Below are 23,116 nucleotides of genomic sequence, written 5' to 3' on the forward strand. Positions count from 1 at the left end.
TAGGGTTAGGTTTGCAGAGGACGCTTTCGTCGCTCGCAATGGCCGCATCTCACCCCAAGTCAAAATGCCGCGGAAAGGCCTGGTGCAGCAGGAGCAGCATGGTCTTGCGCAGCACGTCGGTGTCGCGGCTGGACGGGTTGAGATGGTCCCAATACCAGGCGCCGTGAACCAGATAATTCAGGCTCTCCGACAGCGTGTCTATGTCGACGCCGGTGTAACCGCCGCTGCGCGAAATCTCGATCAGCAGTTCGCGCGCTTCGGCCGTGTAGGCGAGATCGCTGGGCAGGCCTATCTCGTTGTAGAGCTGCATGCTCTTGCGGTCGCTGGAGAACACGACGAAGACCGACACCCAATTCGGATGCTGGCGGGCAAAGCGTTGCGCGCAATCGACCGCGCCCAAGACCCGCTCGACCGGCGACAGGCCGGGCGCCCGCACCAGCGTCAGCCACAGCGCGTCATATTGGTCGCTGAGATATTGCAGGACGGCCCGGAACAGGTTCTCCTTGCTGCGAAAATGAAAGACCACCAGTGCGTTGGACGAGCCGACATGCCCGGCAATGCGCTGCATGGTGACGCTGGCCAGCCCCTCCTCCGCGATGAGCTCGATGGTGGCGTCGATGATGCGCTGGACGCTCGCTTCGCCGCGCTCGCGCCGGCGGTCCTTGGGCGCGGCGTCGTTCGCCGCACCCTTGGCCGCCTTGCTTTTTCCCGCATCCGGAGTGGCTATGCGTTGCGCCATTGTCGTCAGGCCTTTCCCCGGCGGCCGAAACATCCCGCCGCTGCCTTGGCATGCCGGCGCTCTGCGGACTCACAGCGTCGGGCGTGTCCCGGCATTCGTGTACCACTGACCACGAGCCGTCTCATAGGCCATACCCGCCCGGAACACGTCAGCGTCGCTATAGGTGCGGCCGACAATCTGGATGCCTGTCGGCACGCCGTTGGCGGCGCGGCCCGACGGGATCGACAGAACCGGGCAGCGGCTCAGCATGTTGAACGGCGTCGTCATCACCCAGCCCAGCGACGGGTTCACCTCTCGTCCATTGATCTCGACCTTGCCTTTGGTCTGATCGAATTCCGCCGGCACTGCGGGAAGCGCATTGGTCGGGCAGATCAGCACATCGTATTTTTCCAGCAACGGCCCCAGCGTCTGGTACATCCTGGCCGCCACGTCCAAAGTTGCGACAAAGTCCGTGGCCTTCGACTTCTGGCCGTCCTGCGCAAACTGCCTGGCATAGCTGGTCATGTCCTTGCCGTGCTTGGCGAGCAGCGGCGACAGCGAGGCGCCGAAGAGATGTTCGAGATAGGCCATGCCGGCCTTGAGCACCTCGTCGCCCCAGCCGAGGTTCACCTCCTCGACGGTGGCGCCGAGCGAGCGGAACACATCGCAGGCAGCGAGCGTGTTCTTGCGCACGTCCGCATCCACCTCGAAGGACCCGAGATCCATGGAGAAGGCGATCTTCCAACCCTTGATCGGCTTGTAGTCGAGCGGCAGGCGCAGTTTCGGGCGCAGCGTGGCGATGTCGAGCGGGCTCGGCCCGGCCATGACGTTCTGCAGCAGAATCGCATCTCCGACGTTTCGGGCCAAGGGCCCGGTGTGGCAATAGAAATCGAGATTGAAGGGCGGCTCGTCCGGGTTGCGGCCGTAAGGCGGCTTGAAGCCGACGAGGCCGCAGGCCGAGGCAGGGATGCGGATTGAGCCCGCTATGTCCGAGCCGGTGGCGATGGACGACGTGCCGGAGGCCAGCGTTGCCGCCGAACCGCCTGACGACCCGCCCGGTGTAAAGTCCGGATTCCATGGGTTGCGCGTCACGCCCCAGCGCTTCGACCAGGTATAGCCGGCGCAGCTGAATTCGGGCGTTGCCGTGCGCGCATGGACAATGCCGCCGGCCTTCATGACACGCTCGTTCATCGTCGAGGTATGGCCGCCAATGGCGTCCCCGGACAGCAGCGAACCGTGCGAGGTCGGCTTGCCCTTGATGTAGCTCTCATCCTTGATGCCGATCGGCAGGCCCTCGAGCGCGCCGGTCCTGGCGCCTCTGGCGTATTTCGCCTCGGCTTTTCTGGCGAGATCCATCGCCTCGTCGAAATGCGTGAAGGTGAGGCAATTGATCGTTTCTTTCGTCGCCTCGGCGCGGCGGATGGTGGCCTGCATCAGTTCCACAGGCGACAGTTTCTTCGCCTTGAACAGCCGCAACGCCTCGCTGGCCGGCATGTAGCAAAGGTCGAGATCGGACATCGAAAATCCCCCGCGGCGGCTTTACGGCATCTGGCATTGGCGATGGCAGGGCCGCGATCCGCGGCGCGATGTTTGGTGGTCAGCTTCGGCTGGCGGGGCCGCTATTTCTGCAGATCGGTCCAGATCCTGGTGTAGAGCGCCTGGACGTCTGCGGGACAGGCCGGCATGAATTGGCCCTTGTCGGCAAATTCGGCCGGAACATCCACTTCGGGCGCGCCCTTCATATCGGCCGGCAGGAAGGGCTCGGAGCCCTTGATGCCGTTGGCGTAGTGCGCGAAGGCCGAGATCATCGCCGCATTCTTCGGGTCCATGATGAAATTCTGGAAGAGCTTGGCGTTCTCGACGTTCTTGGCATCCTTGAGCACCGCGACATTGTCCATCCAGATTGGAAAGCCCTCCTTGGGATAGCCGTAGACGATCTTGTCGTTCTCCAGCCGCTCGCGCAGCGATATGCCGTTCCAATTGACGCCGGCGGCAATGTCGCCCCTGCCGAGACCGTCGACGGCCGCATAGTCGAGCGACAGCCATTTCGCTTTCGCCTCGATGAGCTTGTCATGCACCTTCTTCAAAAGCACCTTGTCGTCGGTGCAGTACTTACCGCCCTCATAGGCAATGGCGAGGAACATGATGTCCCCCATTTCGGGCACGACATTGATCTTGCCGACGAGTTCCGGCGGCGGATCGAGGAAAATCGCCGAGGTGTTCGGGTCGCCCGCATAGACCGATTTGTTGACCGAGATGCCGGTCGTGCCCCATTGCCACGGCACCGAATATTTGCGGCCGGGGTCGAACGGCACGTCGACCCATCTCGGATCGACGTTTCTAAAGTTCTCCATCGTGTTGGGATCGGTTTCCAAGAGCAGGCCTTCGCTGATCCAGATCGGCATCACGCTGGCCGAGGGCACGACGATGTCATAGCCGGAAGCGCCCTGGCGGACCTTGGCCAGAGCCGTATCGTTGGAGTCGTAGTCGGTGACGGTAACCTTGACCTCGTAGGTCTCCTCGAACTTCTTGATCAGGTCCGGGCTGGTGTAGTTGCCCCAATTGTAGATTTGGAGTTCGCCCTCGGCGCGGGCAATGCCAGTCATCGCCAGCAGCGACAGGCCGAGCGCCGTCGCGGTCGATTTCAACTGCATGCTTATGTCTCCCATTGTTGGGACCGGCGGGATTGCGCCTCGAGTCCCTAAGTTCCCTTCGTCCTGGTGATCATTCACCGGCGAATGCCGGCTGACCAACTCGGTATGTCGGGCAACGGTATTAATTACTAAACATACAGTCAATATCTTTTAGCGACACAACTGCATCATCGGCACCGGCAGTGCGCCGGCGAAGCCGACATGATATGGTCAAGGTTGAGCCATTGATGAATTGGGGCAAGCCGTGGCGTGAGGGCCGCAGCCTGCAGGGCTTGGATCACGGTCATGCGCCTTTTTCTGGCGGTCGTGCTGCTGATGACCATGGCGCCCTTCTCCGCTGCGCGCGGCGAAGAGCGGATAGCGCTGGTTGTCGCTAATCCGGCCTCTGAGGGCTCACCGGCAATCGCCAACGCCGACCTCAGTGCCGAACTCGTTGCAGCGACACTACGATCGCTTGGCTTCACCGTCCGGCAGGTGTCGGATGGCGACCGCGCCGCTGTCGCGCGCGCCATGCATGATTTCGCCCAATCCCTGGCCAATCCGGACTCCGTCGGCATCTTCTACTATGTCGGCCACACCGCGCAGGCCAACGGCAGGAACTATTTACTGACGCGCGGCACCCGGATCGATTCAAAGGAAACGGTCGACCAGACGGCATTGCCCCTCGATCTGTTCATGCAGGCGCTGGAGGCAACCCCGACATTGAAGGTGGTTCTGCTCGACAATCCCGGCGATGGCCACAACCCTACTTCCGGCGTGATGCAGGGTCTGGCGGCGGTCGATCCCCTCACCCACGCCATCATCGCTCTGTCGGCCAAACCCGGAACCGTTGCACTGGACGAAGCCCGCCCCGTCACCGTATTTGCCGATGCGCTCACCGCTGCACTGGTCAAGCGCGGCGCGGACATAGCCATCATCCTCGCCTCGGTCAGGCAAACCACTATCGACAAAACGTCAGGCGCCCAGTGGCCATGGATGGCATATGGCCGCTCGGCAGACGCTGCCTTTGTGCTGACGCCGGACCAGGTGGCCGGCGCGGCACCGGCGCTGCCGCTTGTGCCGGAACCGGCACCGCCGGCGATGGCGAGCGGCGGCTACATCTCCGGGAGTGGCGGTTGGGAGCCTGACGGCAGCGACTACGCCGATGGCAGCGGTCAGGAGCCCTACCCCATGGACGTTGCACCGGGCTCCGGCAGTCCCGATGCCGCGATGGGCGACAGCGCCAAGGAGGCGGCGCTCTACGAGGAATACAAACGCCAGGAACAGCAGCGCCAATTGCAGGAAGAGCAGGCTCGGCAACGATACGAAGAGGAAAAGCAACGTCTTGAAGACGCAGCTGCGGCCGCTGCCCAGAACAATCTCGGCGGGACCTATCCGCAGGATGGCGGAGCCACGGGCGCCGAACCGCCCCCCGATAAGGCAGGGATCCCCCCTGAGGACGGCATGACATCGGCCCCGCCACCCGCGACCGGCGCCGAAAGTCCGCCGGAGGCGCAGGCGCCACCGAAACCAGCGCCGCCGCCCATCGACCAGGCGCAAAGCCCTCCTTCCGGCGGCGCCCTTCCACAACCCGAGACGGGCGCTGTCGAGGTGGTGCGCCATCCAACCATCGATGCGCCGGATGAGATTGTCGCCGGCCAGACGGTGACCGTTTCGATCGCCCTTACCGAAGAGCAATTCACGCCCGAAGTGAAGGTGAAGGCAGCGCCGGGCTCGTCGGTGACGGAAGATGGCGCCCTGGCCATGGCGATGCCGGCGGGAACCGAGCAATGGCCGATCGATATCGATCTGTTCGCCTCCGGCTTCGATCTCGCTGACGGCGGCAAATGGAGCCGACGGACGACGCTCTACCGCCAGGGCGACAGCGACTTCGTCCGCTTCGACGTCAAGGCGCGGCCGATCGCCAAGGACAGCAAGCCGGCCCAGTTCATCGCGCGCATCTACAGCGCCGGGAGGTTCCTCGGATCGGCGTCGCGGTCCGTTGTCATTCGCCGCACCGCGCCTGTCGAGGCAGCCGCTCTGAGCGCCACAGCCGAACGCTCCGCAGCACCTGCCATGCTGATGCTGGCCGCAGCGGCGCCGCAGCCGGCGGTAACTGGCAATGTGACGCTCGGCGGCGCAGCCGGCGATGACGTCCCCGATCTCGACGTGACCATCCTCTATGACGATCCGAGCGGGCTGGGTTCGGGGCAGATCATCATCCATTCGCCGCATCTGGCCGGTCCGGTGACCGATACGTTCTCGACGCCACCTGAGATGGCGGCATGGCTGGACTCCGAATACCGCCGCCTGCTGCAGCTCGGATTGAGCCTGCGCGGCGCCGTTTCGCTGCAGCAGCCTGCCGCAAGCAGCGATACGGGGGCGCAAAAGCGCTTTGTCACGCTCGCCGCCGAAGGTTTTGGCGATGCGCTCTACCGCGACTATGTGCCGAAACCGTTCAAGGACGTGTTCTGGTCGCTGCGCGGCAAAGGCGAACTCCATTCGATCCAGATCACCTCGAACAGCCCGACGCTGCCCTGGGAATTGATCCGCCCGCGCAGCGCCGACGGCGCCGTCGCCGACGGTTTTCTCGGCATGGGCTACCGGCTGGCGCGCTGGGCTCCGCGCAGCAGTGCCTCACAGGTCGACAACCCGCTCGACCGCATGACCTTCACCGGCGTCGCGGCTGTCGCGCCCTCCTATGTCGACAAACGCTCGCTGCGCTTCCAACAGGACGAGATCGCGGCGCTGAGCAAGCTTTACGGCTACCGCCGCTTCGATGGCGATTTCACCTCTTTCGAGAAACTGGTCGGTGAAGTCTCGACCGGTTTCATTCATTTCTCCGGTCATGGCGAGGTCAACCAGCCGAGCAGTGGCCGGCCGGTCTTTGCCATCGATCTCGTCGATCAGTCGCTCGACCCGGATACATGGGCTGCGCTGGTCGCCACCGCGCATGGCAAGGGCAATCCGTTCTACTTCTTCAACGCCTGCGACACAGGCCGTTCCCAGATGCTCGGCGGCTTCGTGCAGGGCTGGGGTCCGGCGGTGCTGGCGGGCGGCGCTTCCGGCTTCATCGGCGGCATGTGGCCACTGACCGACCGCGCGGCAGCGGCCTTCTCGACCGATTTCTATGGCGGCATCAGCACGCGGATTAAGGACGGGCCGGTCTATCTGGCCGAGATCCTGCAGGATGTCCGCAGAGAATTCTACCGGACCGGCGATCCGACCTATCTCGCCTACACATTCTACGGCAACGCCAATCTGAGGATTGTCGGGCAGTAGGCGACGGATCGTCGTTGGCGGATTGGCTTCGCCTACAATGCGTTTTGCGGGCATGGCACGCCGGCGCCGCCGCAGCGTGAGGCCATCGGCCTGGAGCTCATGTCTTCGGACTGCCGCACAAGCTCCGCAAAGAGAAGGGCGAAACTTCCCATCACAAGGAAGACGATAATCAGGCGTGTCACCGGCAATAGACAGGTCTCGACTGGCTAGCCCCCCAGGCACCCATCCTCTTTCGGCTAACATGATCGATCAGGCTTTACGAGTGCTTAAGCTCGCACTTAACCATCACATTCGCCGTTCCGGCGACATGAAGCGCGAGCCGCCGATTTCGTTTCGCCGCGGCCGCAACTGCGCCGGACGATGCCTCCCTTTGCAGATGCGCTTGCCCATGCTACCCCACGCAACCGCCGCCGACCGCCATCGGCCGACCGCCATCGGAATGTCATGAGCAAAGCCAATCTCGCCTTCGTCTCCTCCGACACTGCCGATGCCAAGGCGGCGATGGAGAGCCTGTCGGCCCGCTATGGCCAGGCATCCTTCGACGACGCCCAGGTGGTGGTGGCGCTGGGTGGCGACGGCTTCCTGCTGCAGACCTTGCGCGACACGATGAGCACGGGAAAGAAGGTCTACGGCATGAACCGTGGCACCATCGGCTTCCTGATGAACGAGTACCGCGTCGGGGGCCTCACCGAGCGCATCGCGGCCGCCGTCGCCGAAACGATCCGCCCGCTGGAAATGCTGGCGTTGACGCATGAGGGCGAGACGGTTTCGGCACTCGCCATCAACGAGGTGGCGCTGTGGCGTCAGTCCTACCAGACGGCAAAGATCCGCATCACCGTCGACGAGCAGGTCCGCATCGAGGAACTGAACTGCGACGGCGTGATGATCGCGACGCCGGCCGGCTCCACCGCGTACAATCTTTCGGCGCACGGGCCGATCCTGCCGCTGGATGCGCCGTTGCTCGCGCTGACCCCGGTCAGCCCGTTCCGGCCGCGCCGTTGGCGGGGTGCCTTGTTGTCAAACAAGGCGACCGTACGCTTCGATATTCTGGAGTCGGAAAAGCGCCCGGTGAACACCGCCGCCGACCACACCGAGGTCAAGGCGGTGGCTTCCGTAACGGTCCGCGAATCGCCGACTGCGACGGCAACGCTGCTGTTTGATCCCAACCATTCGTGGAACGAACGCATTCTCGCCGAGCAGTTTCGCTATTGAGCCGGCGCAAAGAGTGACTACCTAATTAAGCATCGCGATTAAGCTTACGTTTTCACAATCGTGCCAATCCCGCCCGTTTCTGTTGACAAATCGCGGGCTTGCGCCTAATCGCAATACCAATCTTGCAGGCACGCTGTGCTTGCCGCGACGGATGCCGTTGCGCTTCCCCGAACCAGCCAAAGACAGCAACTCTTGTCCTCAGACACCACGACCGCTCTAGAAGCGTTGACCTTTTCAGACCTCGGCCTGTCGCCCAAGGTCCTTTCCGCAGTCACCGATGCGGGCTACACCGTGCCGACGCCGATCCAGGCTGGCGCCATCCCGCATGCCTTGCTCGGCAAGGATATTCTGGGCATAGCACAGACCGGCACCGGCAAGACGGCTTCCTTCGTGCTGCCGATGCTGACCCGCCTCGAAAAAGGCAGGGCCCGTGCCCGCATGCCGCGCACGCTGATCCTCGAGCCGACGCGCGAGCTCGCCGCGCAGGTCGAAGAGAATTTCATCAGATACGGCAAGAACCACAAGCTCAACATCGCGCTGCTGATCGGCGGCGTCTCCTTCGACGAGCAGGACAAGAAGCTGGAGCGCGGCGCCGACGTGCTGATCGCCACGCCCGGCCGTCTGCTCGATCACCGCGAGCGCGGCAAGCTGTTGCTCAACGGCGTCGAGATCCTCGTCATCGACGAGGCCGACCGCATGCTGGACATGGGCTTCATCCCCGACATCGAGCGCATCTGCGAGATGATCCCGTTCACCAGGCAGACGCTGTTCTTCTCAGCGACCATGCCGCCGGAGATCACCAAGCTCACCGAGAAATTCCTGCATGCGCCGGTGCGCGTCGAGGTGTCCAAGGCGGCATCCGCTGCCACCAACATCATCCAGCGCCTGGTCAAGTCCGGCTCCAAGCCGTGGGACAAGCGCGAGACGCTACGCAATCTGATAAAGGCCGAAGACGCCGAGCTGAAGAACGCTATCATTTTCTGCAACCGCAAGGTCGAGGTCGCGGAGCTGTTCCGCTCGCTGTTGAAGTATGATTTCGACGCCGGCGCCCTGCATGGCGACATGGACCAGCGCGCCCGCATGCAGATGCTGGCCAATTTCCGCGATGGCAAATTGCGCTATCTCGTGGCGTCCGACGTCGCCGCGCGCGGCCTCGACATTCCCGACGTCAGCCACGTCTTCAACTACGACGTGCCGATCCACGCCGAAGACTATGTCCACCGCATCGGCCGCACCGGCCGCGCCGGACGCTCGGGCAAATCCTTCACCATCGCCACCAAGTCCGACACCAAATACATCGACGCCATCGAGCGGCTGATCGGCAACAAGATCGAGTGGCATGACGGCGACCTGTCGACCGTGGTCGCCAGCGAAGGCGGCGAGGACGAAGCGCCCCGCCGTGGCCGTGGCGCTCCGCGCCGCGCCGGCCGCAAGGACGAGGACCGCAAGGCCCATGAGCGCAAGGACGGTGGCGAGCGCAAGCCGCGCGAACGCCATGCCAAGCGCAGCGACGACGCGCCGGCGGCAGATGCCGCGCGCGAGGAACAGCCGGTGGTAGCCGAGGCCGCCGACATCGGCGAACGGCATCAGCGCAAGGAAGCGATCCGCTCCGAAAACAGCGACCGCAAGGTCTCCGATCGCAACAACGAGAACCGCGCCCCGGAACGCGGCGACACAAGGCCGCAGCGCGCCAGCAACAGCCGCCCTGCCCGCGGCAACAACCGCGGTGAAGACAATGACGGCACCGTCGGCTTCGGCGACGACATGCCGGCCTTCATGAAGATCGTCGCCAAGGTCTGATCCCATGAGCCGCGGCGTCCCGAGGACGCGCGGCTTGCCTGGACGCGACGGGGATGTGAGATCTGGAGCCCGCTCCAGGATCAGTCGGCGCCATGCGCGGTAATCGCAAGACAGGCTCGATCTACCCGATCGCTTCCGGCCTGGAGGGCTTAAATAGCCCGTCGATGCTACAGGCTTTTCAGTTCCAGGCGGGATGCCAATAAATCCAGAAATGCCCGAACCTTGGCCGAAGATGACCGGCCTTCCTGCCACAAGGCATGGATCGGCACCGGTGCCGGCTCGAATTCCGTCAAAACCAGTTCGACGAGACCGTCGTCGACCAAATGTCTTATCTGCCACAGAGGCGAGAAGCCCAAACCCAGTCCGTGGATTGCGGCGGCATAGACCGAGGTCATCAGATTGGAGCGAAAAGCGCCTGCGACCTTCACGGTCCGGGGTTTCCCGTCGATCTGAAACGTCCATTCACCTGGACGCTCGTTAGCGGTTCTGATTATGCAACTGTGCTCACTCAGCTGGAAGGGATGGGCCGGCCGGCCACACCGCGCGAAATAGGAAGGCGCGCCGAACACAACGCGCCGCAACGCCCCCAGGCGTTTGGCTTTCAAGTTGGAATCCGGCAAATCGCCGATGCGTATTGCCAGGTCGAGACCTTCGGCGCCAAGATCGGCAAATCCATCGGAAAGTTGAAGATCGACCTCGACCCGGGGAAATGTCCGCATGTATTCGGCGATGACAGGCATCAGGACGTTCGGGCCAAACAGAACCGGCGCCCCGATGCGCAGGACGCCTGCCGGCTCCGATCGTTGATTGATCGCCTGAAGTCTTGCGTCGTTTATTTCGTCGACCGCGGGTTTGATCCGGTTGAAAAAGGCTGCTCCGACTTCACTCGGTGTCGAGCGACGCGTTGTCCTGTGGATCAGCTCGACGCCGACTGATTGCTCCAGTGCCGCCAGGGACCGGCTGACCGACTGTAGCGAGCGGTTCAGCCGATGTGCGGCAGTCGTCAGACTTCCATGCTCGACGATCGCGATGAAAGCCTCGAAATCGTCCATCCGGCTCATGTATTCTCCCGATCTTCGAGATAATATATCGCAAAAACGGGTAATTGTAGCGACAATTGCGACGTCGTACCTCTCTGCAAGTTGTCCCGCGAGGACAGGCTTGATGGAAGGGAATCGTCATGCAAGTAGCCAATCCAACTGTTCTGGTCGTTGGTGCCACAGGCCGAGTTGCGGGACTTGTCGTGCCTGAACTTGTCCGCCGCAATGCCAATGTTCGAGCGCTCGTTCGCGACCCTGCGAATGCCGAAAAGGCCCGGAAGCTGGGGGCATCCGAGGTAGCGACAGGAGATTTGCGAAATCGTCAGAGCCTCGAAAGGGCGGTCGAGGGCGTCGACGGCGTCTTTCACATTGGGCCGGCTTTTGCTCCCGATGAAGCAGCCATGGGCGTTGCCATGGTTGAGGCCGCCACGCGAGCAGGAGTTCGAAAGTTCGTCTTCTCGTCGGTGATCCAGCCTACCAATACGCGACTGAAGAACCATGCCAGCAAGGTGCCTGTCGAGGCTGCTCTCTACTCGACAACGATGGAATATACGATTCTGCACCCTGCCAATTTCATGCAGAACCTCGCAGCGGCTTGGCCGTCCGTCGTTGAACATGGTGTTTTCTCGGAACCGTTTCCAAAGACGGCGAAGCTGGCCCGCGTCGACTACCGCGATGTCGCTGAGGTGGCGGCGATCGCCCTAACCGAAGCGCGATTGTCCTACGCGACCCTCGATCTGTGCGCTGACGGCATGCACAGCCGGGAAGACATCGTTGCGATGATGAGTGAGGAACTTGGCCGACCCATCTCTTCTGGTGAGCCGACATTTGGCGAGTGGGCGGCCGAGGCACGCCTTCCCTACAATGACCGCCAAATGCAGGTGCTGGCCAAAATATACGCCCACTACGCCCACTATGGCCTTGGCGGGAACAGTCTGACATTGCGCGCCGCCCTGGGCCGCGAACCGCGTTCGTTGCGCGGCTTTATTCGGAACCTGGCCCAGCAAATGGCGCAGGCCGCCTGACTGCGCTCAGCCGCGCATACTTTCACTTTTCGAGAAGGAGATAGGTGATGCGACCGTCATCCCACAAGGTTTTGAAATCGAGAAAGCTACCGGCCTCTTACAATGCGCTGGTGATGCCATTCGTTCTTTCCATCCTGATGTCGGGCATTGTTTCCGCGGTAGCGACGCTGATCAATGCGGGCTGGACAACCGGTTTCGTGGCGACCTGGCCGTATGCATGGGGAGCATCATGGCTAATGGGCTTTCCAAGTCTGCTGCTGGTCTTGCCGATCGTGCGCCGTATGGTTGCGGCAATTGTCGATCAGCCGACCTCGTAGGCCTTGATTACAGGGGCCGACATGCCAAACAAAAACGGCCCTTGCGGGCCGCTTTTACCTTCGACTGACGGCTCGCAGCGCCATTGTCGGCTTCCGCGACCAGATACCTGTCTTCATGCGGGCAGCCTTCATGCGGGCCAGCCCTCATGCCGATCGTCGTCCGAGCCTGATCCCGAGCGCTCTTAAATGCAGCCGGCCGGCTTGCACTCTTGGCAAGCTCCTATCCTGGCCGTCCGTCACATCGGGCCGGGCATCATCTTGGTCGGTTTTTCCAGCATCGGAAACTCTGCCTTGCTGCATTTCACGTTCGGGTTGGTCGGACTGAACATGCCGTTCGGATTGTCTCTGAACAGCCAGGCATGAAGGTCGTAGTGGACGAACTCCCTCGGAATGAGCGGATAGTGCCCTTCCATCGGTCCCATGAAGGTCTGGCCAAATAGTTTTGGAGGTTCCTTGGTGTCTGGCGTCAGGGGCATCAGCCATTCCACGCCAACCAATTTCAAGCCTTTCTTGGTCGGCTCGTAGATCAGCACATTGGGGCGCATCGGATCGAGTTTCTGACCGACACTCGGGACGTTGACGAAATGGATGCCCATAGCGCCCTTCGGATAGTCCATTGCGCCCTCGATCCTGTCCCCGCTGTAATAGACGCACCCGACAGTCGACAGATAAAGGTCGCGGACGGCGATCGTGTAGTCTTCATATTTGGCGAGCGATTTCTTCAACGCTTCGATGTCGGCTTTGTTGGCGTCCTCGGCTCGAGCCGTGGCCGCTGCGCACCAAGCGGAGACCAGACCTGTCAAAATGAGGACGCCGCAACGCCCAAGACGAGCTGTTCTTGTCATGCATTCCTCCCAGATTTCCTTATCTGGCCGTGCAGGACCGGGGCCGACTAAGTGACTGCGCGGCCGTTTGTATCGCCCCATCCCTCTGGAAACGCACCAATGCTAATCCCTTCCAAGGCCTCCGGAAAGGGATTATTAGAAATCTCTAATGCGTTAGACCTTTTGGCGGACCACAGGAGCCCAAAAAGAAAGCTGCCCTTGCGGGGCCGCCTTCGCATTTCGATGCCGACCTGATCAGGTCAGCGGCGAAAGCTGGATCTCGACACGCCGGTTCTGCGCACGGCCGGCCGCCGTTCCATTGGACGCGATCGGACGGGTCTTGCCGAAACCGGTGACGGCGAAGCGGCGCGAATCGACACCTTGGCGCGAGAGATAGTTGGCGACCGCCAATGCACGGCGCTGCGACAGATCGAAATTGTGTTCGTCGCCGCCGGTCGAATCGGTGTGGCCGAACACGTCGACCGTGGTCTGCTTGAACTTCTTCAGCACCAGCGCAACCGAGTTCAGCACCTGGTAGAAGCCAGGCTTCACCGCATCCTGGTCGACGTTGAAAGTAATGTCGGACGGCATGTTGAGGATGATCTGGTCGCCGGTGCGGGTGACGCTGACGCCGGTGCCTTCGAGCTGGCGGCGCAGTTCAGCCTCGTTCTGGTCCATGGTCGCGCCGATGGCGCCGCCGGCCAGCGCGCCGATACCGGCGCCGATCAGCGCGTTGCGGCGGTCATTGCCGCCGGCAAGCAGGCCGAGGCCCGCGCCCGCCAGGGCACCAAGGCCGGCGCCGGCTGCGGTGTTCGAAACCTTCTGCTCGCCGGTGTACGGATCGGTCGTGGTGCAGGCACTCACCAGCACAGCCGTCGCAACGGCGACGAGCACAGTCTTTTTCATAGAATCGTCCCTCTCCAAAGCGCGGCCTTTGCGGCTCGCGCATATAAGCCCTTCTCCGGTCTTGTAACATGAAATGCGGCGAAAAACCGAGCGGCGAAAGCGGCTTTTCCCCGCTCGCGCCACTCTTCCGCTTTGGTGGCTGGTGCTGGCCTACCAGAGGTTCTTGCCGTCAATGACGACCACCTCGACCTTATCGAGGTCGAAATCGTCGAACAGCCGCGAATTGACTGATATCTTGGGATTGTCGAAGTCCGGTTTGCCGGTTGACCAGTCCGGCGTTTCGGTGAAGGTGCCGCAGCCGCAAATGGCGCAAAACCCGTGTTTGACGGTCTTCGATCCCCATTGATAGAAGGAAACGTTTTCCGGCGAGCTGGTGAGCTTGAATTGCGACGGAACGTAGTAAGCCCACAGCGAACCGCGCTTGGAGCAGAACGAGCAGGTGCATTGTGTTACCGTCTCGGGCGCCTGCGAAACCTCGAACGTCGTCGCCTTGCAATGACAGCTGGCCTTGATGGTCATGAAAAGCTTTCCTCTCCGTTGCCCGCCACCCATGCGGCAAGGCACCATAAAGGAAGGCTCCTGACAACTGTCTGTCAGCAGGCTCCGGTCGATCGAGCCGAGCGGCGCTCTGGCTGAAGCAGGCCCGTCGTCACCTCCCAATCGTCGTCACCTGCCGATATAGGCGGCCAGTTCGTCCGGCGTCCCGTTTGGGAAAGCCTGTTTCAGAAAATCCAGGAACGCCGACACGCGCGCGCTGAGCAGCCGCCGGGAGGGGTAGAGCGTCCATAGAGAAATTTCGGGGCCGTCAATATCCCCCCAATTCACCAGTGTGCCGTCAGCCAGGTCGTGGGCCACCAACGAAATGGGAAGCCGTCCTGCGCCGATGCCGGCTCGCACCGCATCCCGGACCATGATGAGCGTCGACAAGGCGAGGACCGGCTCGATTCTAAGTGTTGCCCGGCCACCTGGTGTCTTCACCTGCCATGTTTGCCGCTCGCCTGTCCCGCGCGCAACGCCAGGAGCGGCGAGCCCATCGGCCGGGCGAGGAAGGTCCGGGCTCGCCACAACGACCAGGCGGTCGCGGAGAAACGCCCGTCCGACCAGGCTTTCATCGGGATCCGGATTGACCCGGATTACCAGATCGTAGCCTTCCTCGATCATGTCGACATGCCGGTCTTCGGTGGTCACTTCAAGCCTCACCTCAGGATACCTCAGGGCAAATCCCGCGGCGATCCTCCCCATTGCAGTCTGCGAAAAATGCAAAGGCGCGCTGATCCGCAATCTGCCCTTGGGTCTCTGGCCGCCCGAGGCAATCGCCGATGCCGTCTCGTCCAGCTCGGCAAGCAACGCCCCCGTCCGCTCGAAGAGCGCCCGTCCTTCTTCGGTCAGCTTCAGGTTACGCGCACCCCGTTCGAACAGACGCAGATCGAGACTGCTTTCCAATTCGCCAACGCGCCGGGACAATGTTGCCTTGGGCCGGCCGGTGGACCTTGCCGCTTTGCCGAAGCCGCCATGGCGAGCCACGAGGTTAAAATCGGCAAGGGCTAAAAGATCCATGACTGTCCCACCAGTGAGACGACGTGTCTAAAATTGCCGTCTACTGGGCTCTTTGTGAGCCACACATATTGGGGCTGTCAAGCAACCCAACAGGAGAAATTCCATGACCATTCTCGTTACCGGCGCCACCGGCAATATCGGCCGCCAAGTCGTCGAACAGCTCGCCAAGCGCGGCGCCGATGTGCGTGCTCTCGTGCGCGATCCGTCGAAAACCAGTTTTCCGGCAGGCGTATCCGTCGTGCAAGGCGACTTTCTCGATGTCGATTCGCTGCGCAAAGCCATGTCTGGCGTTTCCACGCTGTTCCTCTTGAACGCCGTGGTGCCGGACGAATTCACCCAGGCTTTGATCGCCTTGAATGTCGCCCGATCGGCCGGCATCGAGCGGATCGTCTATCTCTCGGTGATCCACGCTGACGTCTATGTGAACGTGCCGCATTTCGCGGGCAAGTTCGGCGTCGAGCGAATGATCGAACAGATGGACTTCAAAGCTACGATCTTGCGCCCGGCCTACTTCATTCAGAACGATCTGACGGTCGAAGACGTCATCACCGGCTACGGCACCTACCCAATGCCGATCGGCCCCAAGGGTCTCGCCATGATCGATGCCCGCGATATCGCCGAGATCGCCGCTCTTGAGCTGCTGCGTCGCGAACGGTCCAAGGAGCCGCTTGCGTTCGAGAGGATCAACCTCGTCGGTCCGCAGACACTGACCGGGACGGACATTGCCGCAATCTGGTCAGACGTACTCGCCCGCCCGATCAGCTACAGCGGCGACAATACGGAGGGTTTTGAGCAAAATTTCAAGCAGTTCCTGCCCGCCTGGATGGCCTACGACATGCGCCTGATGGGCGAGCGTTTCTTTACCGACGGGATGCTGCCCGAGACCGGCGACGTCGAGCGCCTGACGGCACTTCTGGGTCGCCCACTGCGGCCGTATCGCGACTTCGCCTCAGCACTCGCTGCTTCCGTCTGACGCAAGCGCCTTCAGCACCAAGGCCGGCCTTCCGATGAGAACTGCCAACAGAACTCAGTAGGAACGCGGTGGCACGAACAGGCAGATCGTCTTGCCTGCGTCGAGGCCGGCCTGGTGCGCGCACCAGTGGAAATCGCCGTCGGGTGAGTCCTTGACCCGCTTGTCGCTCATCGGCACGACCTCCCCCGTTCCGGCGATGACATAGCCCTCCGGCTTTTCCAGCACCTCGCCGGTATGGGTGGTGCGGCAGTCGTAGTTTGCGCAGCAGGCGAAGGGATAACTCCAGCCTTGCGGCTTCGCCGCCGTAGGCTTGGCGTCATGGGCGAAGGCGGGTGCGGTCAGCACCGCAGCAAGCATCGCGATGGCAAAGATCGGGGTCACGAACAAGGAAAACAGGAGTCGGCCAGCCGGTTGAACGGCTCTGGCCGATCGGAGAGTGGCAGCAGACATGGAAGCGTTCCTTTCAAACGAGCATCAAGCGTTTCGCTTGCCCGTTCCCGGAACGTGTCTTCCCAGTGGCCGGATCGTCAGGTCGCAGATATGCCGCGTCCGGCCATAAATGCTTTTTCTCTTCCAGCCCTCGGATGCTGGGCTGATTCCTAGGCCGGCGCAAGAAGTTGCTGCGCGAGGCCGCCACATCTACGCCGCTATCCGCAACCGCTGACGAGATCCAAGGCCAGGCTCAACTCCCGGCAGACGGGCATCGAAACAACGGGATTGGCCGAATGTGGTTCCAGCCTATACTTCGCCTGGACCGGCGACCACATGCCCTTCATATTGCGGCAAGTCGTCGGCGATGGTGAACCATGGCGCCTTGGAGCCGACGAAGATGTGCGCGGTCGGCCGGATCGTCGGATCGTCGACCAGCGTGCCCATGGCGACATGGACATAGGCGCCGTCGCGGACCAGCGAATACAGCAACGAGCCGCAGCGGCTGCAATGCGCATCGTGGCCGCTGTCATCGCCGAAATGGATGAGCCCGTGATGCCCTTCGGCAAGGGCAAGTTTCTCGCGCTCGATGCCGGCGAAGGGCTTGAAGGCGGAACCTGTGGTGCGCCGGCAGTTCGAACAATGGCAGATCGCGGCATAGACGAACTCGTCCGCCACTTCATACTGAACCGTGCCGCAAAAGCATTTGCCGGTGAGCCTGCGAGTCATGGTTCCTCCTTCGCTCCCCCGCCAAGGGATGTTCTTATTCAAGAAAGTGGCGGAAGCGCAGGTATCATCCATTCGCAGGCCGGCCTCAGCTGAATATGAACATATCCTAGTCGAGGTCGGCCACGGCTTCACCGGCACCGCCCTCGATGCGCTGCGACAACGAGGCTTCCATGAAGTCGTCGAGGTCGCCGTCGAGCACGCTCGACGGGCTGGTGCTCTCGACGCCGGTGCGCAGGTCCTTCACCAACTGGTAGGGCTGCAGCACATAGGAACGGATCTGGTGACCCCAGCCGATGTCGCTCTTCGACGCTTCTGTGGCATTGGCCACCGCTTCGCGCTTCTTCAGCTCTTCCTCGTAAAGGCGCGAGCGCAGCATTTCCCAGGCCTTCGCCTTGTTCTTGTGCTGCGAGCGTTCGGCCTGGCAGGCAACCGCGATGCCGGTGGCGATATGGGTGATGCGAACCGCCGAGTCCGTGGTGTTGACGTGCTGGCCGCCCGAACCGGATGAGCGGTAGGTGTCGATGCGTACATCGGATTCCGAGACGTCGATCTCGATCCTGTCATCGACGACCGGGTAGACCCAGACGCTGGAGAAGGACGTGTGGCGGCGCGCATTGCTGTCATAGGGTGAAATGCGGACCAGGCGATGAACGCCCGACTCGGTCTTCAGCCAGCCATAGGCATTGTGGCCCTTGATCAGGAGCGTGGCGGACTTGATGCCGGCCTCTTCGCCGTCATGGACTTCCAGCACTTCGACCTTGAAACGGCGACGCTCGGCCCAGCGCGTGTACATGCGCAGAAGCATCGAGGCCCAGTCCTGGCTCTCGGTGCCGCCGGCGCCGGCATGGACTTCGAGATAGGTGTCGTTGGCGTCGGCCTCGCCCGACAGCAGCGTCTCGACCTGGCGGGCCTTGGCCTCGCCCTGCATCGAGCGGAGGGCTGCTTCCGCCTCGGCGATCACGCTCTGGTCGCCCTCTTCCTCACCCAGTTCGATCAGGCCGATATTGTCTTCCAGCGCCTGAGTCAGGCTTTTGACGCCGGCGATCCCGTCTTCGAGGCCTTGGCGCTCGCGCATCAGCTTTTGCGCTTCCAGCGGATCATTCCAGAGGCTGGAATCCTCGGCGCGCACGTTCAGGTATTCAAGCCGCTTTATAGCCTGATCCCAGTCAAAGATGCCTCCTCAGCAGGGTGATCGCCTGCCTGATCTCGTCGACAATATTCTGCGTTTCCGCGCGCATGGCTGGTTGTTCTGTCCTGTTTTCGAAGTGGCGCTTGGGTCGGCGCGATACATAGGCACGGCATTGCTGCCTGTAAAGCGAAATGGGCCGGCTCAACAAGCCAGCCCATTCGACGTAAAAAATCAGGTCGTCAGTAGAGTCCGCCGCCGGGTGCCTGGATGGCTTCCGTTGCCTGCGGCGATAGCGGTCCGCCGGCGCCGTTGGACCCGTCGGCGCCCATGCCGATCACCCAATAGCTGTCGGCTGGGCCGGTGCCAGGCTTGAAGGCTTCGATGATGGTGCCGGGATCGCCCGACGCGGCACGCATGCCGGTCTTGCGGTTGATCGCGACCAGGTTCATGCCTTCCGGCACCTTGAAGTCGACATTCGGCGTGCCGTCCAGCGCAACGCGCATGAAGTCCTTGAAGATAGGTGCCGCCAGACCGCCGCCAGTGGCGCCATGGCCGAGACCGCGCGGCGTGTCGTAACCCATGTAAAGGCCGACGACGAGGTTCGGCGTATAGCCGATGAACCAGGCGTCCTTCTCGTCATTGGTCGTTCCGGTCTTGCCGGCGATGTGGCGGCCAAGCTCGGCGATGGTGGCGCCGGTGCCGCGCTGGACCACGCCTTCCATCATCGAGGTGATCTGGTAGGCCGTCATCGGATCGAGCACCTGCTCGGAATTGTCGACCAGTTCCGGTTCGGGCTGGTTGTTCCATTCGGGCGCGTTGCAGCCTTCGCAGCCGCGCTCGTCCTGCTTGAACACGGTCTTGCCGTAGCGGTCCTGGATGCGGTCGATGAGCGAGGGTTTGATCGACTTGCCGCCATTGGCCATGATCGAATAGGCCGACACCATGCGCATCACCGTCGTCTCGCCGGAGCCCAGCGCCATCGGCAGATACGGCGCCAGATGGTCGTAGACGCCGAACCTCTCGGCATACTCCACCACCAGCTTCATGCCCATGTCGTTGGCGAGCCGCACCGTCATCAAATTGCGCGACTTTTCGATGCCGGAGCGCAAGGTCGCGGGGCCGGCCACCGTGCCGTCATAGTTCTTCGGCGTCCAGGTCGTGTTGCCGCTCTGGATGGTGATCGGTCCGTCCATGATAACCGAGGCCGGCGTATAGCCATTGTCGAGCGCGGCCGAATAGACGATCGGCTTGAAGGACGATCCCGGCTGGCGCATCGCCTGCGTGGCGCGGTTGAACTCCGACTGCGCATAGGAGAAGCCGCCGACCATGGCCAGCACGCGGCCGGTATGTGGATCCATGGCGATCAGGCCGCCCTCCACTTCCGGCACCTGGCGCAACGTGTAGGCGCCTTCCGACCCTTCGTTCTTCTGCACGAAGATGACGTCGCCGGGCTGCAGTACATCGGCCGGAGACTTGGCCTTGACCGTCTTGCCATCGACCACATGGCGCATGGCAAAGCTCATGTCTTCCTTGCTGACGGCGCCTTCGATGCGTTCCTTGACGATATCGCCCGAAATCTGCCGCGTCGGCTGCAGGCCGATGGAAAGGCCGGTCGCCGAGCTGTCGAGCACGACGGCAAGCGACCATTCCGGCACGTCTTCCAGCCCCTTGACGTTGCCCAGCGCCACGCCCCAGTCGCCGGAAGCATCGATATGCGTCACCGGTCCGCGATAGCCGCGCAGCGTGTCGTATTTGAGCAAGCCGTTCTGCATCGACTTGCGGGCGATGAGCTGGATCTTCGGATCGAGCGTCGTGCGCACCGAAAGGCCGCCCTCATAGAGCGCGTTCTCGCCATAGCGCGAGATGATCTGGCGGCGCACTTCCTCGGTGAAATATTCACCCGCAAACAGATATGAGCCATTGCGGCGCGGCGTCACGCCGAGCGGCTCGGCCTTGGCCTTGTCGCCTTCCTCGCGCGTCACGTAGCCGTTCTCGACCATCTGGTCGATGACCCAGTTGCGGCGCTCGATGGCGCGGTCGGCATGCTTGAAGGGATGGTAGTTGTTGGGCCCCTTCGGCAGCGACGCCAGATAGGCGGCTTCCGCGACCGTGAGTTCGTTGACCGACTTGTCGAAATAGGTCAGTGCCGCGCCCGCAACGCCATAGGCGCCGAAGCCGAAGAAGATTTCGTTGAGGTAGAGCTCAAGGATGCGGTCCTTCGAATAGGCCTGCTCGATGCGGAAGGCCAGGATCATCTCCTTGATCTTGCGCTCGTAGGTCTGGTCCGAGGACAAGAGGAAGTTCTTCGCCACCTGCTGGGTGATGGTCGAGGCGCCGACCTGGCGTCTGCCCGAACCAAGATTCTGCAGGTTGACGTAGATGGCGCGGCCAAGCCCGGTGATGTCGATGCCTGGATGGTTGTAGAAATTCTTGTCCTCGGCCGACAGGAACGCCGCCTTGACCCGGTCCGGAACCGCCTGGATCGGCAGATAGAGCCGCCGTTCGCGCGCATATTCGGCCATCAGCGAGCCGTCGGAAGCATGGATGCGGGTCGTCACCGGCGGCTCGTACTTGGCCAGGACCTCGTAGTCGGGCAGGTCTTTCGACAGATGGCTGATGTATATCGCCACGCCCGCGGCGACGATAAGCGCCAGCGTCGTGCCGATACCAAAGAAATAGCCGATAAGACGAATCATGCCCGCTCCAGTCCGAGGTTCGGGAATTTCCTAGACGAAGCCGCCTTTCGCGCAAGCCTTCGCAACGGTCCCGATCCGTGATGGAAAACCCATGTCGCCACCATGTGGGCAAAATACGGCAGTGCCCGGTTTCGGCATCCCCCACCGGAAATAAAAGCGCCTGGTGTTGTCGGCGTGCAACGCTGCCTCCGGTTGTGGGCGGCGGCGAACATCTCAGCCTCCGGTTCCCGTTCCCATCTTGGCGGAGGCAAACAGGGCGATGGCGTTGGTGATGCTCTGCGCCGCCTTGGCGCGCCAGTCGGCGTCGAGCAGTTGCGCTTCATCCTTGGCGTTGGAGAGATAGCCGAGTTCCACCAGCACCGACGGCACATCGGGCGCTTTCAGCACTTTGAAGCCGGCCGAACGCTGCGGATTATTGATCAGGCCGACGCTGGTGGACAACTGGCCGACCAGAGTGTGGGCAAAGCTCATCGAGAAATTATGCGTCTCGCGGCGGATCAGGTCGATCAGTATGTCGGTGACTTCCTTGTTGTCGTCCTTGATCACCATGCCGGCGAACTGGTCGGAGAGGTTTTCACGGTCGGCAAGCGCCTGCGCTTGCGGATCGGACGCCTTGTCGGAGACGGTATAGACGGTGGCGCCTCTGATACCCTTGACGCTGATCGTGTCGGCATGGATCGAGATCAAAAGGTCGGCCTCGTGCTGCCGGGCGATGCGCACGCGGTCATCGAGCCGCAGGAACTCGTCGGTATCGCGCGTCATGAACACGTCGTAGTTGGCGACGGCGGCGAGCTTGTCGCGCAATTCGGTGGCGAAGGCCAGCGTCACGTTCTTCTCGATGGTGCCGTTGAGGCCTTCGGCGCCACCGTCGATGCCGCCATGGCCGGGATCGATGACGATGGTGAAGCGATGCCCGGGATTGGAGATCGGCCCTGTGCCGACCCTGGAGCCCTTGTCGGTGGAGACGGTCGAGCCAGTGGTCAGCGCCTGGTTGGCAAGGGCTTCGTCGAACTCGCGGTCGGAGGCTGCCGACATGTCGATGGCGATGCGATAGCCTGCGCCGTCCTCGTTCTTGAGCACCTCGAGCTTGTCGACCGAGAACGGCCCCTTGCCGGTCAGGATCAGCCGCGATCCCTCGCCCTGATCGCCATAACGCACCGCTTTGACCAGGCCGCGGGCCTTGGCGTCCTTCGCGCCAATGGCGAATCGGGTGCGCGGCAGGTCCACGACCAGCCGGTTGGGGCCGCGCAGCAGGAACCATTTGATGTCGGGCTCGCGGTCGAAATCGATGACGATGCGCATCTTGGTTGCGTCGCCGGCCATCTTGTAGGCGGTGGCGCCGAGTGGCGCATCGGCGGCGCGTGAAACCGGCGCAAAAGCAAGGCAAAGCGCCAGCAGCAACAGCACACCGGCAGCGCGCAGGAAACGGCCTGCACAGCCATGGCCCTTGTCTGTGATGCCCGCCAGTCCCATTTCTTTGCAGTCGCTCCCGGTTTGGCGCTTGCGCCCGCGTGGTTGGTCGAAATGCCGGTCAGGCCGCAGACTCGATTAACGATTGGTATCCAGAGAAGGTTAACCAAGCCTTTTCATTGAGGATTAAGGCCTGTGCTTCCGTTACGGCACTGCTTTTTGCCGGCATCCGAAATCGGGGTTGCCTTCCACCCCGTCAAATCATAAAAGCGATGGTGGATCACTGCAATCCTGGAACCGCTTCTCCCGCAGCTTCCTGCTACAGGTCAGATGAAAGGCGGCTCCTTTCGCTCCAGCGAAAAGGCTTCAGGTGATCGCGACGAATTTCGCAGGTGTGCGCCCGTGGCGGGGGAATCGCCTGCGTGAGGAAAACGGC

General features: G+C 62.3%; 19 protein-coding genes. 6 read left to right on the forward strand and 13 right to left on the reverse strand.

The window, feature by feature from the left end:
* Positions 1–49 precede the first annotated feature (49 nt).
* The 3 genes from NKI06_RS22535 to NKI06_RS22545 form a co-directional block, all read right to left on the reverse strand.
* Positions 50–739 (reverse strand): TetR/AcrR family transcriptional regulator, encoded by a 690-nt coding sequence (locus tag NKI06_RS22535; RefSeq protein WP_023681477.1) that lies wholly within the window; start codon positions 737–739, stop codon positions 50–52.
* Between the two features lie 69 nt (positions 740–808).
* Positions 809–2,236: an amidase gene (locus NKI06_RS22540; RefSeq protein WP_352987217.1), complete on the reverse strand. Its 1,428-nt coding sequence runs from the start codon at positions 2,234–2,236 to the stop codon at positions 809–811.
* A gap of 101 nt (positions 2,237–2,337) precedes the next feature.
* Positions 2,338–3,372, reverse strand: coding sequence for an extracellular solute-binding protein (locus tag NKI06_RS22545; protein WP_352987219.1), 1,035 nt, complete (start codon positions 3,370–3,372; stop codon positions 2,338–2,340).
* 285 nt (positions 3,373–3,657) lie between these two features.
* Here NKI06_RS22545 and NKI06_RS22550 point away from each other — a divergent pair, with 285 nt between their 5' ends.
* The 3 genes from NKI06_RS22550 to NKI06_RS22560 all read left to right on the forward strand — a co-directional run bounded on the left by NKI06_RS22550 (position 3,658) and on the right by NKI06_RS22560 (position 9,645).
* Positions 3,658–6,633 carry a caspase family protein gene (locus tag NKI06_RS22550; protein WP_352987221.1) on the forward strand — a complete coding sequence of 992 codons (2,976 nt, stop codon included), beginning with the start codon at positions 3,658–3,660 and terminating at the stop codon, positions 6,631–6,633.
* 444 nt (positions 6,634–7,077) lie between these two features.
* Positions 7,078–7,845: an NAD kinase gene (locus NKI06_RS22555; protein WP_023681482.1), complete on the forward strand. Its 768-nt coding sequence runs from the start codon at positions 7,078–7,080 to the stop codon at positions 7,843–7,845.
* 192 nt (positions 7,846–8,037) lie between these two features.
* Positions 8,038–9,645, forward strand: a complete 1,608-nt coding sequence (locus tag NKI06_RS22560) for a DEAD/DEAH box helicase (protein WP_352987223.1) — start codon at positions 8,038–8,040, stop codon at positions 9,643–9,645.
* Positions 9,646–9,812: 167 nt separating this feature from the next.
* On the opposite strand, the gene NKI06_RS22565 is transcribed toward NKI06_RS22560, so the two are convergent.
* The gene (locus NKI06_RS22565) at positions 9,813–10,706 is read right to left on the reverse strand and encodes a LysR family transcriptional regulator (protein ID WP_352987225.1); all 894 of its coding nucleotides are present in this window, start codon (positions 10,704–10,706) and stop codon (positions 9,813–9,815) included.
* 119 nt (positions 10,707–10,825) lie between these two features.
* Here NKI06_RS22565 and NKI06_RS22570 point away from each other — a divergent pair, with 119 nt between their 5' ends.
* Together NKI06_RS22570 and NKI06_RS22575 are read left to right on the forward strand one after the other, a co-directional pair.
* The gene (locus NKI06_RS22570; RefSeq protein ID WP_023702467.1) at positions 10,826–11,710 is read left to right on the forward strand and encodes an NmrA/HSCARG family protein; all 885 of its coding nucleotides are present in this window, start codon (positions 10,826–10,828) and stop codon (positions 11,708–11,710) included.
* Positions 11,711–11,757: 47 nt separating this feature from the next.
* A complete protein-coding gene (locus tag NKI06_RS22575) occupies positions 11,758–12,027 on the forward strand; it encodes a DUF2798 domain-containing protein (protein WP_352987227.1) in 270 nt (89 codons plus the stop codon).
* A gap of 236 nt (positions 12,028–12,263) precedes the next feature.
* On the opposite strand, the gene NKI06_RS22580 is transcribed toward NKI06_RS22575, so the two are convergent.
* The 4 genes from NKI06_RS22580 to NKI06_RS22595 form a co-directional block, all read right to left on the reverse strand.
* Positions 12,264–12,872 carry a hypothetical protein gene (locus tag NKI06_RS22580; RefSeq protein ID WP_352987229.1) on the reverse strand — a complete coding sequence of 203 codons (609 nt, stop codon included), beginning with the start codon at positions 12,870–12,872 and terminating at the stop codon, positions 12,264–12,266.
* Positions 12,873–13,106: 234 nt separating this feature from the next.
* Positions 13,107–13,757, reverse strand: coding sequence for a YiaD family glycine zipper/OmpA-like lipoprotein (locus NKI06_RS22585; RefSeq protein ID WP_352987231.1), 651 nt, complete (start codon positions 13,755–13,757; stop codon positions 13,107–13,109).
* Positions 13,758–13,907: 150 nt separating this feature from the next.
* Positions 13,908–14,276, reverse strand: a complete 369-nt coding sequence (locus NKI06_RS22590; protein ID WP_023667471.1) for a GFA family protein — start codon at positions 14,274–14,276, stop codon at positions 13,908–13,910.
* A gap of 147 nt (positions 14,277–14,423) precedes the next feature.
* On the reverse strand, positions 14,424–15,314 hold the full coding sequence (locus NKI06_RS22595) for a LysR family transcriptional regulator (RefSeq protein ID WP_023681487.1): 891 nt from the start codon (positions 15,312–15,314) through the stop codon (positions 14,424–14,426).
* 103 nt (positions 15,315–15,417) lie between these two features.
* Between NKI06_RS22595 and NKI06_RS22600 the strand changes: the two genes are divergently transcribed.
* Positions 15,418–16,287, forward strand: coding sequence for an NmrA/HSCARG family protein (locus NKI06_RS22600; RefSeq protein WP_352987233.1), 870 nt, complete (start codon positions 15,418–15,420; stop codon positions 16,285–16,287).
* A 54-nt stretch (positions 16,288–16,341) separates the two neighbouring features.
* Here NKI06_RS22600 and NKI06_RS22605 read toward each other — a convergent pair whose 3' ends face one another.
* From NKI06_RS22605 to NKI06_RS22625, 5 genes are all read right to left on the reverse strand, one after another.
* Positions 16,342–16,737 (reverse strand): hypothetical protein, encoded by a 396-nt coding sequence (locus tag NKI06_RS22605; protein WP_023667474.1) that lies wholly within the window; start codon positions 16,735–16,737, stop codon positions 16,342–16,344.
* Positions 16,738–17,025: 288 nt separating this feature from the next.
* Positions 17,026–17,445, reverse strand: coding sequence for a GFA family protein (locus NKI06_RS22610; protein ID WP_023667475.1), 420 nt, complete (start codon positions 17,443–17,445; stop codon positions 17,026–17,028).
* A gap of 106 nt (positions 17,446–17,551) precedes the next feature.
* A protein-coding gene (gene prfB / locus NKI06_RS22615) for a peptide chain release factor 2 (protein WP_155922402.1) occupies positions 17,552–18,683 on the reverse strand; the annotation gives its coding sequence in 2 pieces (ribosomal slippage) (positions 17,552–18,616 and positions 18,618–18,683; 1,131 coding nt in all).
* Between the two features lie 130 nt (positions 18,684–18,813).
* Positions 18,814–21,270, reverse strand: coding sequence for a penicillin-binding protein 1A (locus tag NKI06_RS22620; protein ID WP_352987235.1), 2,457 nt, complete (start codon positions 21,268–21,270; stop codon positions 18,814–18,816).
* Between the two features lie 213 nt (positions 21,271–21,483).
* The gene (locus NKI06_RS22625) at positions 21,484–22,743 is read right to left on the reverse strand and encodes an N-acetylmuramoyl-L-alanine amidase (RefSeq protein ID WP_352987237.1); all 1,260 of its coding nucleotides are present in this window, start codon (positions 22,741–22,743) and stop codon (positions 21,484–21,486) included.
* Positions 22,744–23,116 lie beyond the last annotated feature (373 nt).

This window comes from Mesorhizobium sp. M0772 (assembly GCF_040320135.1).
GTDB lineage: Bacteria > Pseudomonadota > Alphaproteobacteria > Rhizobiales > Rhizobiaceae > Mesorhizobium.

Bases quoted from the DNA above. Each gene is read 5' to 3' on its own strand.
- NKI06_RS22535 (WP_023681477.1), bottom strand. From the start codon at position 739: ATGGCGCAACGCATAGCCACTCCGGATGCGGGAAAAAGCAAGGCGGCC.
- NKI06_RS22540 (WP_352987217.1), bottom strand. From the start codon at position 2,236: ATGTCCGATCTCGACCTTTGCTACATGCCGGCCAGCGAGGCGTTGCGG.
- NKI06_RS22545 (WP_352987219.1), bottom strand. From the start codon at position 3,372: ATGCAGTTGAAATCGACCGCGACGGCGCTCGGCCTGTCGCTGCTGGCG.
- NKI06_RS22550 (WP_352987221.1), top strand. From the start codon at position 3,658: ATGCGCCTTTTTCTGGCGGTCGTGCTGCTGATGACCATGGCGCCCTTC.
- NKI06_RS22555 (WP_023681482.1), top strand. From the start codon at position 7,078: ATGAGCAAAGCCAATCTCGCCTTCGTCTCCTCCGACACTGCCGATGCC.
- NKI06_RS22565 (WP_352987225.1), bottom strand. From the start codon at position 10,706: ATGAGCCGGATGGACGATTTCGAGGCTTTCATCGCGATCGTCGAGCAT.
- NKI06_RS22570 (WP_023702467.1), top strand. From the start codon at position 10,826: ATGCAAGTAGCCAATCCAACTGTTCTGGTCGTTGGTGCCACAGGCCGA.
- NKI06_RS22575 (WP_352987227.1), top strand. From the start codon at position 11,758: ATGCGACCGTCATCCCACAAGGTTTTGAAATCGAGAAAGCTACCGGCC.
- NKI06_RS22580 (WP_352987229.1), bottom strand. From the start codon at position 12,872: ATGACAAGAACAGCTCGTCTTGGGCGTTGCGGCGTCCTCATTTTGACA.
- NKI06_RS22585 (WP_352987231.1), bottom strand. From the start codon at position 13,757: ATGAAAAAGACTGTGCTCGTCGCCGTTGCGACGGCTGTGCTGGTGAGT.
- NKI06_RS22590 (WP_023667471.1), bottom strand. From the start codon at position 14,276: ATGACCATCAAGGCCAGCTGTCATTGCAAGGCGACGACGTTCGAGGTT.
- NKI06_RS22595 (WP_023681487.1), bottom strand. From the start codon at position 15,314: ATGGATCTTTTAGCCCTTGCCGATTTTAACCTCGTGGCTCGCCATGGC.
- NKI06_RS22600 (WP_352987233.1), top strand. From the start codon at position 15,418: ATGACCATTCTCGTTACCGGCGCCACCGGCAATATCGGCCGCCAAGTC.
- NKI06_RS22605 (WP_023667474.1), bottom strand. From the start codon at position 16,737: ATGTCTGCTGCCACTCTCCGATCGGCCAGAGCCGTTCAACCGGCTGGC.
- NKI06_RS22610 (WP_023667475.1), bottom strand. From the start codon at position 17,445: ATGACTCGCAGGCTCACCGGCAAATGCTTTTGCGGCACGGTTCAGTAT.
- NKI06_RS22620 (WP_352987235.1), bottom strand. From the start codon at position 21,270: ATGATTCGTCTTATCGGCTATTTCTTTGGTATCGGCACGACGCTGGCG.
- NKI06_RS22625 (WP_352987237.1), bottom strand. From the start codon at position 22,743: ATGGGACTGGCGGGCATCACAGACAAGGGCCATGGCTGTGCAGGCCGT.